Source organism: Ciceribacter azotifigens, from assembly GCF_048159625.1.
Taxonomy (GTDB): domain Bacteria; phylum Pseudomonadota; class Alphaproteobacteria; order Rhizobiales; family Rhizobiaceae; genus Allorhizobium; species Allorhizobium azotifigens.
The window spans coordinates 197,128-211,006 of sequence record NZ_JBLQTA010000005.1 but is presented as its reverse complement, the minus strand read 5'-3'; the positions used below and the strand labels follow the sequence as shown (position 1 = coordinate 211,006).

At 61.1% G+C, this 13,879-nt stretch carries 15 protein-coding genes; 8 read left to right on the top strand and 7 right to left on the bottom strand.

From position 1 onward, the window contains the following. Positions 1-9 precede the first annotated feature (9 nt). Positions 10-210, bottom strand: coding sequence for a YgaP family membrane protein (locus ACM6UT_RS10405; RefSeq protein ID WP_148176163.1), 201 nt, complete (start codon positions 208-210; stop codon positions 10-12). A gap of 341 nt (positions 211-551) precedes the next feature. On the opposite strand from ACM6UT_RS10405, the gene ACM6UT_RS10400 reads away from it, so the two are divergent. Further along, entirely contained in the window at positions 552-1,637 is a 1,086-nt protein-coding gene (locus ACM6UT_RS10400; RefSeq protein ID WP_416797333.1) for an MFS transporter, read from the top strand. Between the two features lie 6 nt (positions 1,638-1,643). Here the strand turns inward: ACM6UT_RS10400 and ACM6UT_RS10395 are convergent, their stop codons facing one another. Further along, positions 1,644-3,920, bottom strand: a complete 2,277-nt coding sequence (locus ACM6UT_RS10395) for a xanthine dehydrogenase family protein molybdopterin-binding subunit (protein WP_416797257.1) — start codon at positions 3,918-3,920, stop codon at positions 1,644-1,646. Between the two features lie 2 nt (positions 3,921-3,922). Continuing rightward, positions 3,923-4,378 (bottom strand): (2Fe-2S)-binding protein, encoded by a 456-nt coding sequence (locus ACM6UT_RS10390; RefSeq protein ID WP_416797256.1) that lies wholly within the window; start codon positions 4,376-4,378, stop codon positions 3,923-3,925. 216 nt (positions 4,379-4,594) lie between these two features. Here ACM6UT_RS10390 and ispG point away from each other — a divergent pair, with 216 nt between their 5' ends. Then, positions 4,595-5,845, top strand: a complete 1,251-nt coding sequence (gene ispG / locus ACM6UT_RS10385) for a flavodoxin-dependent (E)-4-hydroxy-3-methylbut-2-enyl-diphosphate synthase (protein ID WP_416797255.1) — start codon at positions 4,595-4,597, stop codon at positions 5,843-5,845. 82 nt (positions 5,846-5,927) lie between these two features. Next, positions 5,928-6,593 carry a YiaD family glycine zipper/OmpA-like lipoprotein gene (locus ACM6UT_RS10380; RefSeq protein ID WP_416797254.1) on the top strand — a complete coding sequence of 222 codons (666 nt, stop codon included), beginning with the start codon at positions 5,928-5,930 and terminating at the stop codon, positions 6,591-6,593. 58 nt (positions 6,594-6,651) lie between these two features. On the opposite strand, the gene ACM6UT_RS10375 is transcribed toward ACM6UT_RS10380, so the two are convergent. The 3 genes from ACM6UT_RS10375 to ACM6UT_RS10365 form a co-directional block, all read right to left on the bottom strand. Further along, positions 6,652-7,293 (bottom strand): LysE family translocator, encoded by a 642-nt coding sequence (locus tag ACM6UT_RS10375; RefSeq protein ID WP_416797253.1) that lies wholly within the window; start codon positions 7,291-7,293, stop codon positions 6,652-6,654. An 85-nt stretch (positions 7,294-7,378) separates the two neighbouring features. After that, the gene (hisC, locus tag ACM6UT_RS10370; protein ID WP_416797252.1) at positions 7,379-8,434 is read right to left on the bottom strand and encodes a histidinol-phosphate transaminase; all 1,056 of its coding nucleotides are present in this window, start codon (positions 8,432-8,434) and stop codon (positions 7,379-7,381) included. Between the two features lies 1 nt (position 8,435). Then, the gene (locus tag ACM6UT_RS10365; protein ID WP_416797251.1) at positions 8,436-9,350 is read right to left on the bottom strand and encodes a polyprenyl synthetase family protein; all 915 of its coding nucleotides are present in this window, start codon (positions 9,348-9,350) and stop codon (positions 8,436-8,438) included. Between the two features lie 170 nt (positions 9,351-9,520). On the opposite strand from ACM6UT_RS10365, the gene mtgA reads away from it, so the two are divergent. The 4 genes from mtgA to ACM6UT_RS10345 all read left to right on the top strand — a co-directional run bounded on the left by mtgA (position 9,521) and on the right by ACM6UT_RS10345 (position 11,845). Next, a complete protein-coding gene (gene mtgA, locus ACM6UT_RS10360) occupies positions 9,521-10,225 on the top strand; it encodes a monofunctional biosynthetic peptidoglycan transglycosylase (RefSeq protein WP_416797332.1) in 705 nt (234 codons plus the stop codon). Between the two features lie 76 nt (positions 10,226-10,301). Further along, positions 10,302-10,949: a glutathione S-transferase family protein gene (locus tag ACM6UT_RS10355; protein ID WP_416797250.1), complete on the top strand. Its 648-nt coding sequence runs from the start codon at positions 10,302-10,304 to the stop codon at positions 10,947-10,949. 162 nt (positions 10,950-11,111) lie between these two features. Then, positions 11,112-11,297 (top strand): 50S ribosomal protein L32, encoded by a 186-nt coding sequence (gene rpmF / locus ACM6UT_RS10350; protein WP_112686348.1) that lies wholly within the window; start codon positions 11,112-11,114, stop codon positions 11,295-11,297. A gap of 140 nt (positions 11,298-11,437) precedes the next feature. After that, positions 11,438-11,845, top strand: coding sequence for a hypothetical protein (locus tag ACM6UT_RS10345; protein ID WP_416797249.1), 408 nt, complete (start codon positions 11,438-11,440; stop codon positions 11,843-11,845). Between the two features lie 32 nt (positions 11,846-11,877). Here the strand turns inward: ACM6UT_RS10345 and phaR are convergent, their stop codons facing one another. Continuing rightward, positions 11,878-12,453 (bottom strand): polyhydroxyalkanoate synthesis repressor PhaR, encoded by a 576-nt coding sequence (gene phaR, locus ACM6UT_RS10340; RefSeq protein ID WP_416797331.1) that lies wholly within the window; start codon positions 12,451-12,453, stop codon positions 11,878-11,880. Positions 12,454-12,692: 239 nt separating this feature from the next. Between phaR and ACM6UT_RS10335 the strand changes: the two genes are divergently transcribed. After that, on the top strand, positions 12,693-13,874 hold the full coding sequence (locus ACM6UT_RS10335) for an acetyl-CoA C-acetyltransferase (RefSeq protein ID WP_416797248.1): 1,182 nt from the start codon (positions 12,693-12,695) through the stop codon (positions 13,872-13,874). Positions 13,875-13,879: the final 5 nt, after the last annotated feature.

Here is a 13,879-nt window from a genome sequence, read left to right as displayed (position 1 = left end):
AGGACTGCGTCAGAAAGCCGTTCCCGGACGGAAGCCGAGCTTCTTGAAGATCATGGCGGCGGGGCAGAATCCGGTGAATGCCGACTGGAGCATATTGACGCCGATGAAGACGGTAAACCAGACGAAAAGCGGATGGACGTAGACCGTCAGAACGACAGACAGGAGAACCATCACGCCGGCGAAGGCGAGTACTGCACGATCGAGAGACATGGGAAACCTCCACAAGACTTTTATCTACAAATATTCGTATATACGATGGTTGATCCGCTTGCAACAGGATTTGCGTCACGAGTAATCTTCACAACACGTTCCGGCGCCCTAGGTGCGACCGTCCGATGTCGTTCGACGTTTCGGCGGGAAACAAAATGTGAGCGCGATTGAGGGAGGTGTTGCTTGCGAGTTCAATCGATTTAAATAGATTGCAAGCGCTTGCAGTGGAGGAAATCATGACCGAAACCCGATGTGAGACGGCAGTTGGAACAGCGACGCGCTCCCTTTTCCCGGCAACGCGCCGGGCCGTATCCCTGCTCTTCTTTCTGAACGGGCTGCTGATGGGATCCTGGGCACCGAAGATTCCGCTCTTTGCCGGCACCCTCGGCCTCTCCGAAAGTGGCCTCGGTATCATGCTCTTTGTCTTCGGGGCAGGGTCGCTGCTTCTGATGCCGATCGCCGGGTTTCAGATCGCCCGTTTCGGATCGCGTCAGGTCGTTCAGGTCACGACCATTCTGTTCATCCCCACGCTACTCGGAATCTCGTTGGTCGATAGTGTCTGGTCCGGCGCCATCGCTGTCTTTCTGTTCGGCGGGCTGACCGGTGCGATGGATGTCGCCATGAATGCCAATGCGGTTGAAGTCGAGCGGGCGATGCGGCGCTCGATCATGTCTTCCTGTCACGCCTTCTGGAGCCTCGGCGGTCTGGTGGGGTCGGCCCTCGGGGGATACCTGATCGCCGTCACCGGGGACCTTGGACACTCGGTGCTCATGGTCGCTACGGCGCTGATATTGTTCCTGATCGCTCGCCCGAGCATCCTTGCCGACCGGCCGCATGTCTCCGAGCAGCGGACGAAAGCACGGCTGCCCTTGACGCCGCTTCCGTGGCTGGTCGGGCTCGTTGCGCTCTTTTCTATGATCCCGGAAGGGGCGACGCTCGACTGGGGAGCGCTCTATCTGCGCACTGAGCTCGGTGCGTCAGTCTCCTTCTCCGGCTTTGCCTTTGCCGCCTTCTCGCTCGCAATGGCGGGGATGCGGTTTGCCGGCGATCTGGTGCGCGACCGCCTGGGTGCCGTCCGAACCTTGCGCCTCTGCACTGCGGCATCCTTCATCGGATTGGTGACCGCCGGCCTTGCTCCCAACCTGACCGTCGCATTGTTGGGGTTTGCCGTTGCCGGCGTCGGCATCTCCAATATGGTGCCGATCGCATTCTCCGCCGGCGGCAACATACCGGGGCTTGCTCCCGGCATCGGGCTGTCGGTGGTGACGACCCTCGGCTACTCCGGAATTCTCTTTGCGCCGTCGGTGATCGGCTTCGTCGCGGAGCACACCTCCCTCTCGGCAGTATTTACCGCCGTCTCGTTCCTGAACGTCGTCGTCTTCGCGCTTTCAGGTCTGGCGAGGCACGCCGACCGCACGAGCGGCTGAGCGCCATCAGGCGAACGTTACCTCTTCGGAGAACGGCAGGCGCCGGAGGCGCTTGCCGGTCAGGGCGAAGATTGCGTTTCCGAGCGCAGGCATGGAGGGCGGCGTTCCCGGTTCGCCGGCGCCACCCAGCCGCGGTGCATTCTCGAGCAATTCCACTTCGATCAGCGGACACTGATTGATACGCAGCGCGTCGTAGTCATGGAAGTTCGACTGCTCGACCATGCCATCGGCGAAGGTGATCTGCTGCCCGACCGCGGCCGACAGGCCGAAGACGATGCCCGACATCATCTGCGCCTTGACATTCAACGGATCGAGCACGATCCCCGGGTCCGCGGCGCACCATACGCGTTCGATCCTGATGTCGCCTGATGCTTCGGCGACCTCGACCACCTGGGCGACCCAGGTCCCGAAGGAAAGGGCGAAGGCGAGGCCGCGTGCTTTGCCGGGTTCCGGTGCTATGCCCCAACCCGACATCGAGGCCACCTTTTCGAGGGCGGAGAGGGCCACCGGATAATCGCGCAAGAGTTTGCGCCGCAATTCAAGCGGATCCGTACCGCCGGCATGAGCGATCTCGTCGACGAAGCTCTCATGCATGAAGGTGTTGTAGGAAAAGCCGACCGAACGCCAGAAGCCGACTGGCACGGCGATGTCGACTTTCCTGCCGTCCACGCGGTAATTCGCGATGCCATAGGGCTGGTTGTAGGCTCCATCGATGAGAGTGCTGTCCGGTCCGCCTGTGGGGAGATCCGGGAAATAACGCCCGAGCGTGCTGCCGACCACCGACGGAGCGGCAACCGATCCGACCAGCGCTTTCGGGAGGCCGTCGTCATCAAGCACCGCCTTGTAACGCCCCATGGCGGCCGGCCGATAGGGCCCGTGGCTTATGTCTTCCTCCCGCGTCCAGGTGACCTTGACCGGCTTGCCATCTGCTTCCTTCGCCAGACGGAGCGCGTAGTCGGAGAAATCGGGCTCGATGCGCCGGCCGAAGCCGCCGCCGAGAAATGTCGTATGAACCGCGATGCGGTCTTCAGGAGCTCCCGTCACACGGCTTGCCACGATCTTAATGAGAGAGGGACTCTGGTTCGGCGCCCATATGTCGACAATGCCGTCGCGGATACGGGCGGTCGCGTTCATCGGCTCCATGGCGACGTGTGAGAGGAAGGGAACCTGGTAGACGGCCTCCAATACCCTTTCCCGCGGCGCGTCGGCAAAGGCGAGGTCCGGATCGCCGATCGTCCTCAGGGAAAAGGAGTCGGTGCCGTTCAGCGCAGCCTCTAGTGCCGTGTCGACGTCGGCCGAACTCGCTGGACCCGGTCCACTCTCCCACTCGATCTCGACAGATTCTGCCGCTTTGAACGCCCGCCATGTATTGTCGGCGATTACGCCGATGCCATGACCATAGGGACTGTCGATCTCAATGATTTTTTGCACGCCCGACATGGCCATCGCGGCCGTGGCATCGAACTGCTTCATTCGCCCGCCCGGTCTGGGGTTCATCCGCACGGTCCCGTAGAGCATGTCCGGCAGGCTCACATCGATTCCGAAGATCGCGGCACCGGTGACCTTGCGCACCATGTCCTGGCGTGGCTGCGACTTGCCGAGAATCTTCCATTGTGACCGGTCACGAAGCACGACGTTTGAGGGCGGATCGAGCTTTGCGGCGTCGAGGGCGAGGGCACCGTAGGCGAGGCGTTTGCCGGATTTGGGATCGGACACGGAGCCCTCGGCTGTCGTCAAGCTCTCCCGTGGCACGCCCATTTGCGCCGCTGCCGCTGCCTTCAGCATTTCGCGGGCAGTTGCCCCTGCGAGACGCATCTTCTCGAAACCGTCGGCCATGGAGGTCGACCCTCCGGTGAACTGCAGACCGGCGAATTTGGCGACGACCCCCATGACATCGCGAAGACTTTCCGCGAGAAACCCGTCGTCGAATTGCGGAAACGGGGCGCCATCGCGAAATGCCGCTTCGTTGAAATAGGCCGGAGATGCCGGACCGTGCTCGATCGCAACCTGCTCGACGGTTACGTCCAGTTCCTCCGCGACGAGTGCCGCCAGTGTCGTATACACCCCCTGGCCCATCTCGGCACGGGGCGCGATGATTGAAATCCGATTGTCGGTGCCGATCTTGACATACGGGTTGAAGGCGACCTCATCCTCCCCGAGTCCATCGCGGAGCGGATTCGGATAAGGCCGCTTGTACTGATAGTAGCCGAATGCAACGCCACCTGCGACAGCGGCGGCGCCGACAAGCAGTGTGCGCCGGGTAATCTTGCCGATGGTGCCCATCCTCATGCTCCCGCCAGCTTAGTCGCCGCCTTGTGAATGGCTGCCCTGATGCGCGGATAGGTGCCGCAGCGGCAGAGATTGCCTGCCATCGCCGCATCGATCTCGTCATCGCTGGGAGAGGGATTGGCTTGGAGAAGCGCGACCGCATTCATGATCTGACCGGCCTGACAATAGCCGCACTGTGCCACCTGTTCCTCGATCCAGGCCTGCTGAACCGGGTGAAGTTCGTTCCCGGCAAGCCCATCTATGGTCATGACCGGTTTGTCGACGTCGCCGACAGCAGTCTGGCAGGAGCGGACCGCCTCCCCATCAATGATCACTGTGCACGCGCCACACAGACCCGCGCCGCAGCCGAACTTCGGACCCTTGATGTCCAGGATGTCACGGAGCGCCCACAGTAACGGCATCTCCGCCTCCGCCTCCAGAATATGCTCTCTGCCATTCACGGTCAGCTTCACGTAGGTCCTCCTCGAGGCCGGAAGAATAAGAACTTTGACAAAGTATCGGCAAATGCCGAAGCGTCAACGATGGATGGCGTAGCGCTACGGCAAGGCTCTCGCGTCCGGGCCTGATGCTCGACCGCTCGTTATGCCGCGAGATCAGCCGCAGAGTTGACAAGAAGCCATGTTTGATCCACCTGAAACACAGGATTTCCCGCAGATTGCGAGCAAGTAATGGCTTCGGCAGAAGAATTTGATCCCAAACCGCGTCGTGCTTCCGTTGCGGTGGACGTCGGCGGAGTGATTGTCGGCGGTGGCGCGCCGGTCGTCGTTCAGTCGATGACGAACACGGACACGGCCGACGTTGACGCGACCGTCGCCCAGGTGGCGGCCCTCTTTCGCGCGGGGTCCGAAATCGTCCGTATCACCGTCGACCGCGACGAGAGTGCGGCGGCCGTGCCGAAGATCCGCGAGCGGCTGCTTCGGATCGGCTTGGACGTGCCGCTGGTTGGTGACTTCCATTACATTGGGCACAAGCTGCTCGCTGACCATCCGGCCTGCGCGGAGGCGCTCGCCAAGTATCGTATCAATCCGGGCAATGTCGGCTTCAAGGACAAGAAGGACAAGCAGTTCTCCGAAATCGTCGAGACGGCGATCCGTCACGACAAGCCGGTCCGCATCGGCGTCAATTGGGGATCGCTGGACCAGGAACTGCTGACCCGGCTGATGGACGAGAACCAGGCGAATGGATTTCCGCTGTCCGCCCGGCAGGTGACGCGTGAAGCAATCGTACAGTCGGCGCTGCTTTCGGCCGATCTTGCCGAAGAGATCGGCCTGCCGCGCAACCGCATCATTCTCTCGGCGAAGGTCAGCCAGGTACAGGATCTGATTGCCGTCTATTCGATGCTTGCCGCGCGCTCGGATCATGCGCTGCATCTTGGACTTACCGAGGCGGGTATGGGTTCGAAGGGCATCGTCGCCTCGTCGGCGGCCATGGGTTATGTGTTGCAGCAGGGGATCGGCGACACGATCCGCGTCTCGCTGACGCCCGAGCCGAACGGTGACCGCACGCGCGAGGTGCAGGTGGCTCAGGAGCTTTTGCAGGTCATGGGCTTCCGACAGTTCGTGCCGGTCGTTGCCGCCTGCCCCGGGTGCGGGCGAACGACGTCCACGGTGTTCCAGGAACTCGCACAGCGTATCCAGGAGGACATTCGCAAGAACATGCCCCTCTGGCGGGAGAAATACCCGGGCGTCGAGGGCCTGAACGTCGCGGTCATGGGCTGTATCGTCAACGGGCCCGGTGAGAGCAAGCATGCCAATATCGGCATTTCGCTGCCCGGCACCGGCGAAAGCCCGGCCGCTCCCGTCTTTATCGACGGACAGAAGGCCATGACGCTTCGCGGCCCCAACATCGCCTCCGACTTCGAGGCGCTGGTGATCGACTATATCGAGAAGCGCTACGGGCATAAAAACGCGGCGGAGTGAGCCCTGCGCAGGGTTGTAACTTCATATTGCCGCAATTGATCTGTTGAGGCCTTTTAGGAAAACCTTTGGAGTGATTCCGACGATGCTCAAGAAAATTGCCGTCCTGGCCCTCGCGGCGACCTATCTTTCTGCCTGCACCACGACCGATCCGTATACCGGCGAACAGAAGATGTCGAACACGGCAGGCGGTGCGATGCTGGGCGCTGCAGCTGGCGCCCTCGGCGGCCTTGCCATCGGCGGCGGCGGTCGCGAAGGCCGCAATGCCGCGCTCATCGGCGCGGGTATCGGCGCCCTCGCGGGCGGCGCGATCGGCAACTACATGGATCGCCAGGAAGCCGAGCTTCGGGCGCAGCTTCAGGGCACCGGGATATCCGTGACCCGCATGGGCGACCGGATCATTCTCAACATGCCGTCGAACATTACGTTTGCGACAGACCAGGACGCGGTGATGCCGCAGTTCTACCCGACGCTCAATTCGGTCGCGATCGTGTTGCGCAAGTTCGACCGTACACTGATCGACGTCAACGGCCATACCGATTCCACCGGCAGCCTTGCTCACAACCAGGCGCTGTCCGAACGTCGCGCCATGTCGGTTGCGAGTTACCTGAACTCGCAGGGGATCGATCCCCGCCGAGTCTCGTCGCTGGGCTTTGGCCCGAGCCAGCCGGTCGCCTCGAACGCGACGCCGGAGGGCCGCGCTCAGAACCGCCGTGTCGAGATTCAGATCGCGCCGATCACTGCAGGTTGACGGATCGACAGACCTGTTCGTCAAAGGCGCCGCCTCCGCGGCGCCTTTTTTGTAGGCGTCACAGGCGCGCGGTCAGCAATTTCACGCCGGCGGCACAGAAGAGTACCGCCATGGCGCCGTCGATCCAGCGGCGCATCGCCCTGTAGGCGTAGAGTGCGCGTTCCGTCGAGAATAGCAGGGCGTAGCCCGTAAACACCGTCAGACCGGTCAGCAGGCAACCACCGACAATGGTCGCAACCGCGCTTGCCGGAGCGTTCGCCGGCAGCCCGAGCGAGATGATCGCGACCCAGGCAAAGATCGCCTTGGGGTTTGTGAGGTGTATGGCATAGCCCCGCAGAAATATCTGTCTCGAGCTCTGCAACTTGTTCATCGCCGGAGTGCTCGGTGTTTCCTCCTTTCGCAGGGCAGACCGCAAAGCCTTGTAGCCGAGATAGAGAAGATAGAAGCCGCCGGCGATCTTCAAGGCATAGAGGAGTTCAGCATAGGTCTGAAGGATGGCAGCCAGCCCCAGAGCAGCACCGACAGCCCACGTGAACGAACCGGCGAAGACGCCGGCGGCAAGCGTAAGACCCGTCTTTCTGCCGCCGCTGATCGAGGACGCGATGATCGCCATGACCGCGGGCCCGGGGCTGATCACCGCGACGAGATAGATGGTGTAGGCGGCCGCAACCTGCGACCAATGTTGCAAGACGAGATCCATGACGCCTCCCTGTATGCCGTAGCACATCGACTGACGATCATTACAGAAAACGCCTTCAAAGCAATCCGGGATAACTGCCCGACGATCAGAGGAGCCCGTCGATCGCTTCGATCAGGCGCCGGCATTCGTCCTCCGTGCCGATCGAGATCCGCAGGAAATCGGCAATGCGCGGCTTGGCGAAGTGCCGGACCAGAACGGCTCTTTCGCGGAGCCTTGCGGCGAGGTCGGCGCCCGGGCGGCCGGACAGGCGGGCAAAGACAAAATTCGCTTGCGACGGCAATACCTCGAAACCGCGTTCCTGCAGCTGCCTTGTCAGCGTGGCACGGTTTGCCATCACCTTGCCGCGACTTTCCTCGAACCAAGCGTCATCATCGATGGCGGCACAGGCGGCAGCCTGGGCGAGCGTGTCCAGCGGATAGGAGTTGAAGCTGTCCTTCATTCGTTCGAGCGCCTCGATCAGGGGACGCTGCCCGATCGCAAAACCGATGCGCAGCCCGGCAAGCGCCCGCGACTTCGAAAACGTCTGCACGACGAGGAGATTTTCGAAGCGCGGCACGAGGGCGACTGCGCTTTCGCCGCCGAAGTCGATATAGGCCTCGTCGATCACCACCACTTGGTCAGGATGCGCGGCGAGGAGGCGTTCAATTTCCGGGAGCGGAAGGCCGATACCCGTCGGGGCGTTCGGATTGGGCAGGATGATCGCCCCACAGGGGATATCGTAATCGTCGACGGCGATGTCGAATTGCTCGCGCAGCGGGATGGTACGGGTCTCGATGCCATAGAGCTTCGCATAGGTCGGATAGAAGCTGTAGGTGATATCCGGGAAAAGCAGCGGCGCATCGTGCTTCAGCAGACTCGCGAAGACGAACGCGAGCACCTCGTCCGAACCGTTGCCGACGAAGACCTCGTCGGCGGAAACGCCGTTGCGGCGGCTGATGGCTTCGCGCAGCCGGCGGGCGGTCGGGTCCGGATATCGGCGCAGATCCGCCGTCGCCGCGTGTCTGATCGCCTCCAGAGCTTTCGGCGACGGACCGTAGGGGTTTTCGTTGGTGTTAAGCTTGACGAGGTTTGGAATGGCCGGCTGCTCGCCGGCGACATAAGGCTCCAATTCAGAGACGATCGGCGACCAGTACTTGCTCATGTCAGCTCTTCCTGTTGGCCACGAAGCGTGCTGCTGCAATCAGCGTGGCGGCGCGTTCTTCATAGGGCGCAAGCAGTGCCTCGGCTTCACCGACCAGTCGTTCGAGCTCCGCCTCTGCCCAGGCCTGGCCTTTGAGGCTCGCAAGCGTCGCCTTGCCCCGCGCGGCGTCCTTGCCGGTCGCCTTGCCCAGGGTTGCGGCGTCGGCGGTGAGATCGAGCAGGTCATCGGCGATCTGGAAGGCACGACCGATCACCTCGCCGAAGCGACGGATTCGCCGGCGGTCGACGTCGGGTGCGCCTGAGAGGATCGCGCCGGCCTCACAGGCGAAGCGAAGGAGTGCGCCCGTCTTCATTGCTTGCAGCGTGACGATGCCGTCCTCGTCCGGCGCCTGCTTTTCCGCGGCCAGGTCGAGCGCCTGACCGCCGGCCATGCCGCCCAACCCGGCAGCGCGGGCAAGCGCCAGGACCAACTCAGTCTTCGCCCGATCCGGCAATGCGGTTTCCGGCGCGGCGATGATATCGAAGGCATAGGTGAGGAGGCTGTCGCCCGCCAGAATGGCTGTCGCCTCGTCGAAGGCAATGTGCACGGTCGGCTGGCCTCGACGCATGTCATCGTCATCCATGGCGGGGAGGTCGTCGTGGACCAACGAATAGCAGTGCAGGCACTCGAGCGCGGCGCCGACACGCAGCGCAGCTTGGCCGTCGCCGCCGAATAGAGCCGCACTTTCGGTCACCAGAAAGGGTCGCAGTCGCTTTCCGCCGTTCAGCACTGCGTGGCGCATTGCCGCCAGCAGGTGATGGGGGCGCGTAACCTCGCCGGCAAGCGCCTCACCCTCCAGCAGTGAAGACAGCAGACGTTCCGTTTCGACGGCGATTTCGCGCAGATGTGTTTCAAACATATTGGCCGAGAGAGTCATGGTGGTTCTTTGGCATGCAAGCCGTGGGGTGGCAACGGCTTTTGCGCGGAAAATGCGGGCGAACGGCGCGCGTGGACTGGCCAATTTCCAAGAGGGAAGCTAAGAGAAAAGGCTCTTGCAGTATTGGACACAGTCACTTTTTGGTGGAACAGAGCGACATCGGAGAAATTATGGCGGATGCGCCCGAATGCGCTCGCTCCGGCCTGCCTGTCGTAAAGAAGATTGCCGCGGTTCTCCTCGGGCTTCTGCTGCTGCCCTATCTTCTCATCCTGCTTTATCGCCCGAGTTTCATACACCCCGTGTCCACGCTCATGCTCGCGGATCTATTTCTCCTGCGCGGCTATGACCGTGAATGGGTGGCTTTCGACGACATCTCGCCGAACCTGGTGCGTGCGGTGATGATGTCCGAAGACGGGCAGTTCTGCTCGCACTACGGTGTCGACTGGGGACAGATGAAGGAAGTTGTCGACGACGCCCTGTCCGGCGAAGCGACACGCGGCGCGAGCACGATTCCGATGCAGACCGTCAAGAACCTTTTCTTGTGGAACAGCCGTTCTTTCGTGCGCAAGGGCCTCGAAGTGCCGCTCGCCGTCGTCGCAGATTATCTCTGGTCCAAGAAACGGGTGATGGAGATCTATCTGAATATTGCCGAGTGGGGCCCGGGGATCTACGGCATCGGTGCCGCGGCGCGGCATCATTTCAAGGTGCCGGCATCGAAGCTCTCGGCCCGCCAATCGGCGCTGCTCGCCGTTTCCCTGCCAAATCCCATCGATCGCGTCGCCAGCCGCCCGAGCGGCAGCATGAAACGCCTCGCCGCCGTGGTCGACCGCCGCGCCAAGCGTTCGGGTGCATATATCACCTGTCTTTATGACTGACTTTCCAAAGATTCGTTGGTGCGTGTCCGTGATGGTCTTTAAAGTCCCGTCGGTCACGATCTGGCGGAGTTAGGATATGGACAGGTTCATTCTCTACATCGGCAACAAGAATTACTCGTCCTGGTCCTTCCGTCCATGGATGGCCCTGACCGGATGCGGCATCGATTTCGACGAGCGGCTCATCCCGTTCGATTTCGACGCCGGCAATCCCAGGATTCGCGAGATTTCCCCGACCGGTCGGGTTCCCGTTCTCTATCACGGCGACGTTTGTGTCTGGGAATCGCTGGCCATCATCGAATATGCCGCCGAGATTTTCCCCGATGCCGGAATCTGGCCAAAGGCTCGCTCCGACCGGGCGGTTGCGCGCTCTGTTTCCATGGAGATGCTGTCGGGTTTTCGCGCCTTGCGAAATGCCTGCCCGATGAACATACGTCGCAAACAAGCGCGGATTGACGTCTCTGACGAGGTCCGTGCCGATGTCGAGCGTATCGAAACGATATGGCGCGAACTGCGTGCGGCTTCCGGTGGGCCCTTCCTCTTCGGAGCTTTCTCGGCGGCAGATGCGATGTTTGCGCCGGTCGTCAATCGCTTCGACATCTATGATCTGGTGCACAGTGAGGACACGCTCGCCTATATGGCGGCCGTCAAGTCACATCCGGCCTGGGCAAAGTGGCAGTCGGCCGCCTTGGCAGAACCGTGGGTCGTTGCCGAAGATGAGGTCTGAAGCACAGGTCATCCGCGTACCACAGGAAAAAATGAATTCGGGGACTGGTCAAGGGCGCGCTTGACATGTATAAGCCGCCCAAATTCCGATACTGAGACGTGTGATCTTCGGCTCCGGTTCTAGCCGATCTGCATGTCTTGCCCGTCAAGTGGAGTAGTTAAAATGGCTGTACCGAAGAGAAAAACGAGCCCGTCGAAGCGCGGTATGCGCCGTTCTGCCGACGCGATCAAGGCCCCGACCTATGTCGAAGACAAGAACTCCGGCGAACTGCGCCGTCCGCACCATATCGATCTGAAGACCGGTATGTATCGCGGCCGCCAAGTCCTGACGCCGAAGGAAAACGCATAAGTCACACCACCGTATGTGCTTTAATCAAGGCCGGCTTTCGCCGGCCTTTTTGCTTTTGTGATAGGACGTTTTCTCAGAACCTTTAATCGTCTATGACATCGTTGAGCGATGCTGACGCGGCTTTATCTGGAGGTACCGAGATGCTGACTGCCATTCCGCTGATGATCGTGCCTCTTGCACTCTATAATCTCGCGCTGGCCGGAGCCTTCGGCGGCGGAGGTGTGGCAGGCCTTTCGCGGGTGGTATTTACGCTGCCGATGCTCTCCGGCGCGACATGGGTCATGTCGGCGGCGGACGTTCTCATTCTGGTGGCGCTGGTGCTTCTATTCGCGGAGATTCTCAAGTCGACACGCAATGGGTCCAGAGCGCTCCTCAACCATATCCTATCGATGCTGGTTTTTGTGGCATTTCTGGTGGAATTCCTGCTGGTGCGTGATGCTGCCACGCAGGTCTTTTTCGTTCTCCTGACGATCGCCTTCATTGATGTCGTTGGTGGATTCGTGATTTCCGTCCGCTCTGCAGGTCGCGACGTATCCATCGGGCTGTAAGCCGCGGGCAGGCCTGGTTATTGTTCAGAGCCTCAGAGGCTGTCCAGTTTGTTCTGCAGGTTGCGGAGCTGTTCCTTCAGCTCATCGATGTCCTTCGATTCCGCCTTTTTCGTTTCCTTCGCCGGTTGCGGCGACAGGAACGGCGAGAACATCTGCATGGCCTGATGGAACATGTCGGTGTTGCGCTTCACCTGCTCCTCCATCAGTTGCATAGGGGCCTGCAGGTTCTTCGACAACGGACTTTCACCGAAGGCGCGTGTCATCTGTTCGCGCATTTGAGTCTGCTGTTCGCTGAAAGCCTTCATCGAATGCTCCAGAAAGCTTGGAACAACCATCTGCATCTGGTCGCCATAATAGGAGATCAGCTGGCGCAGGAATGATATCGGCAGCAGGGTATTTCCGGTTTTTGACTCTTGTTCGAAGATGATCTGGGTCAGGACGGAGTGGGTGATATCCTCGCCGGTCTTGGCGTCCTGAACGACGAATTCCTCGCCTCGCTTCACCATTTTTGCCAGATCGTCCAGCGTGACATAGGTGCTGGTTCCGGTGTTGTAGAGGCGTCGATTGGCGTACTTCTTGATAGTGACTTCGCCGTCGACTTTAGCCATTTCGTTCTCCACCCCATTGAACATGCGTAGATTTCTCTTCCCGATCCAAATCTAAGCCCAAAAGAAGGGTGGTGACAATCTCTTTGTGCGTTGCAGAAGCGACGCCCCTGTGACCCGGACAGAGTCTCGTCCTATACGTGTCTTCAAAGGAAGATCGAGGAACACGTGCTTGCCGTTTGACTCCGGTCGAGAGCTTTGCCAGTTTGGGCGCAAACCGGAACATACGCGAGGACACATCCATGAGCAGTTCGTCAGTCGTCATTGCCAGTGCAGCTCGAACCGCCGTCGGTTCGTTCAATGGTGCATTCGCAAACGTGCCGGCGCACGAACTTGGTGCCGTCGCAATCAAAGGTGCACTTGAACGTGCCGGCGTTGACCCCAAGGAGGTCGACGAAGTCATCCTCGGTCAGGTTCTCTCTGCGGGCCAGGGCCAGAACCCGGCGCGCCAAGCGGCCATGAAGGCGGGAATTCCTCAGGAGGCGACGGCCTGGGGGCTCAATCAACTCTGCGGCTCCGGCTTGCGCGCGGTCGCCGTCGGCATGCAGCAGATCGTCACCGGCGACGCCAAGATCATCGTCGCCGGCGGCCAGGAGTCGATGTCCATGGCGCCTCACTGCGCCCACCTGCGAGGGGGCGTGAAGATGGGCGACATGAAGATGGTCGACACGATGATCAAGGACGGTCTTACCGATGCCTTCTACGGCTATCATATGGGTAGCACCGCCGAGAACGTTGCGCGCCAATGGCAGCTCTCGCGCGATGAGCAGGACCACTTCGCAGTTGCATCGCAGAACAAGGCGGAAGCGGCGCAGAAGGCCGGACGCTTCGCCGATGAAATCGTTCCCGTGACGGTCTCGTCACGCAAGGGCGATGTTATTGTCGACGCCGACGAGTACATTCGTATGGGGGCGACCCTTGACGGCATGGCCAGGCTGAAGCCGGCCTTCGAAAAGGAAGGTTCGGTGACGGCGGGCAACGCTTCCGGCATCAACGACGGCGCGGCTGCAGCCCTTCTGATGTCCGAAGCGGAGGCGAACCGCCGTGGAATTTCGCCACTTGCGCGCATTGCGTCCTGGGCTACGGCCGGCGTCGATCCGCAGGTCATGGGCACCGGTCCGATTCCTGCCTCCCGCAAGGCGCTGCAGAAGGCCGGCTGGAGCGTTTCCGACCTCGATCTCGTCGAAGCCAACGAAGCCTTTGCCGCCCAGGCCTGCGCGGTCAACAAGGACCTCGGCTGGGATACCTCGATCGTCAACGTCAATGGCGGCGCTATTGCAATTGGTCATCCGATCGGCGCCTCCGGCGCCCGCATCCTGAATACGCTTGTCTTCGAGATGAAGCGACGTGGCGCGAAGAAGGGCTTGGCCACCCTCTGCATCGGTGGCGGCATGGGCATCGCCATGTGCCTCGAAGCGCTCTGAGACAC

Bases quoted from the DNA above. Each gene is read 5' to 3' on its own strand.
- ACM6UT_RS10405 (WP_148176163.1), bottom strand. From the start codon at position 210: ATGTCTCTCGATCGTGCAGTACTCGCCTTCGCCGGCGTGATGGTTCTC.
- ACM6UT_RS10400 (WP_416797333.1), top strand. From the start codon at position 552: ATGGGATCCTGGGCACCGAAGATTCCGCTCTTTGCCGGCACCCTCGGC.
- ACM6UT_RS10395 (WP_416797257.1), bottom strand. From the start codon at position 3,920: ATGGGCACCATCGGCAAGATTACCCGGCGCACACTGCTTGTCGGCGCC.
- ispG (WP_416797255.1), top strand. From the start codon at position 4,595: ATGGCTTCGGCAGAAGAATTTGATCCCAAACCGCGTCGTGCTTCCGTT.
- ACM6UT_RS10380 (WP_416797254.1), top strand. From the start codon at position 5,928: ATGCTCAAGAAAATTGCCGTCCTGGCCCTCGCGGCGACCTATCTTTCT.
- ACM6UT_RS10375 (WP_416797253.1), bottom strand. From the start codon at position 7,293: ATGGATCTCGTCTTGCAACATTGGTCGCAGGTTGCGGCCGCCTACACC.
- hisC (WP_416797252.1), bottom strand. From the start codon at position 8,434: ATGAGCAAGTACTGGTCGCCGATCGTCTCTGAATTGGAGCCTTATGTC.
- ACM6UT_RS10365 (WP_416797251.1), bottom strand. From the start codon at position 9,350: ATGACTCTCTCGGCCAATATGTTTGAAACACATCTGCGCGAAATCGCC.
- mtgA (WP_416797332.1), top strand. From the start codon at position 9,521: ATGGCGGATGCGCCCGAATGCGCTCGCTCCGGCCTGCCTGTCGTAAAG.
- ACM6UT_RS10355 (WP_416797250.1), top strand. From the start codon at position 10,302: ATGGACAGGTTCATTCTCTACATCGGCAACAAGAATTACTCGTCCTGG.
- rpmF (WP_112686348.1), top strand. From the start codon at position 11,112: ATGGCTGTACCGAAGAGAAAAACGAGCCCGTCGAAGCGCGGTATGCGC.
- ACM6UT_RS10345 (WP_416797249.1), top strand. From the start codon at position 11,438: ATGCTGACTGCCATTCCGCTGATGATCGTGCCTCTTGCACTCTATAAT.
- phaR (WP_416797331.1), bottom strand. From the start codon at position 12,453: ATGGCTAAAGTCGACGGCGAAGTCACTATCAAGAAGTACGCCAATCGA.
- ACM6UT_RS10335 (WP_416797248.1), top strand. From the start codon at position 12,693: ATGAGCAGTTCGTCAGTCGTCATTGCCAGTGCAGCTCGAACCGCCGTC.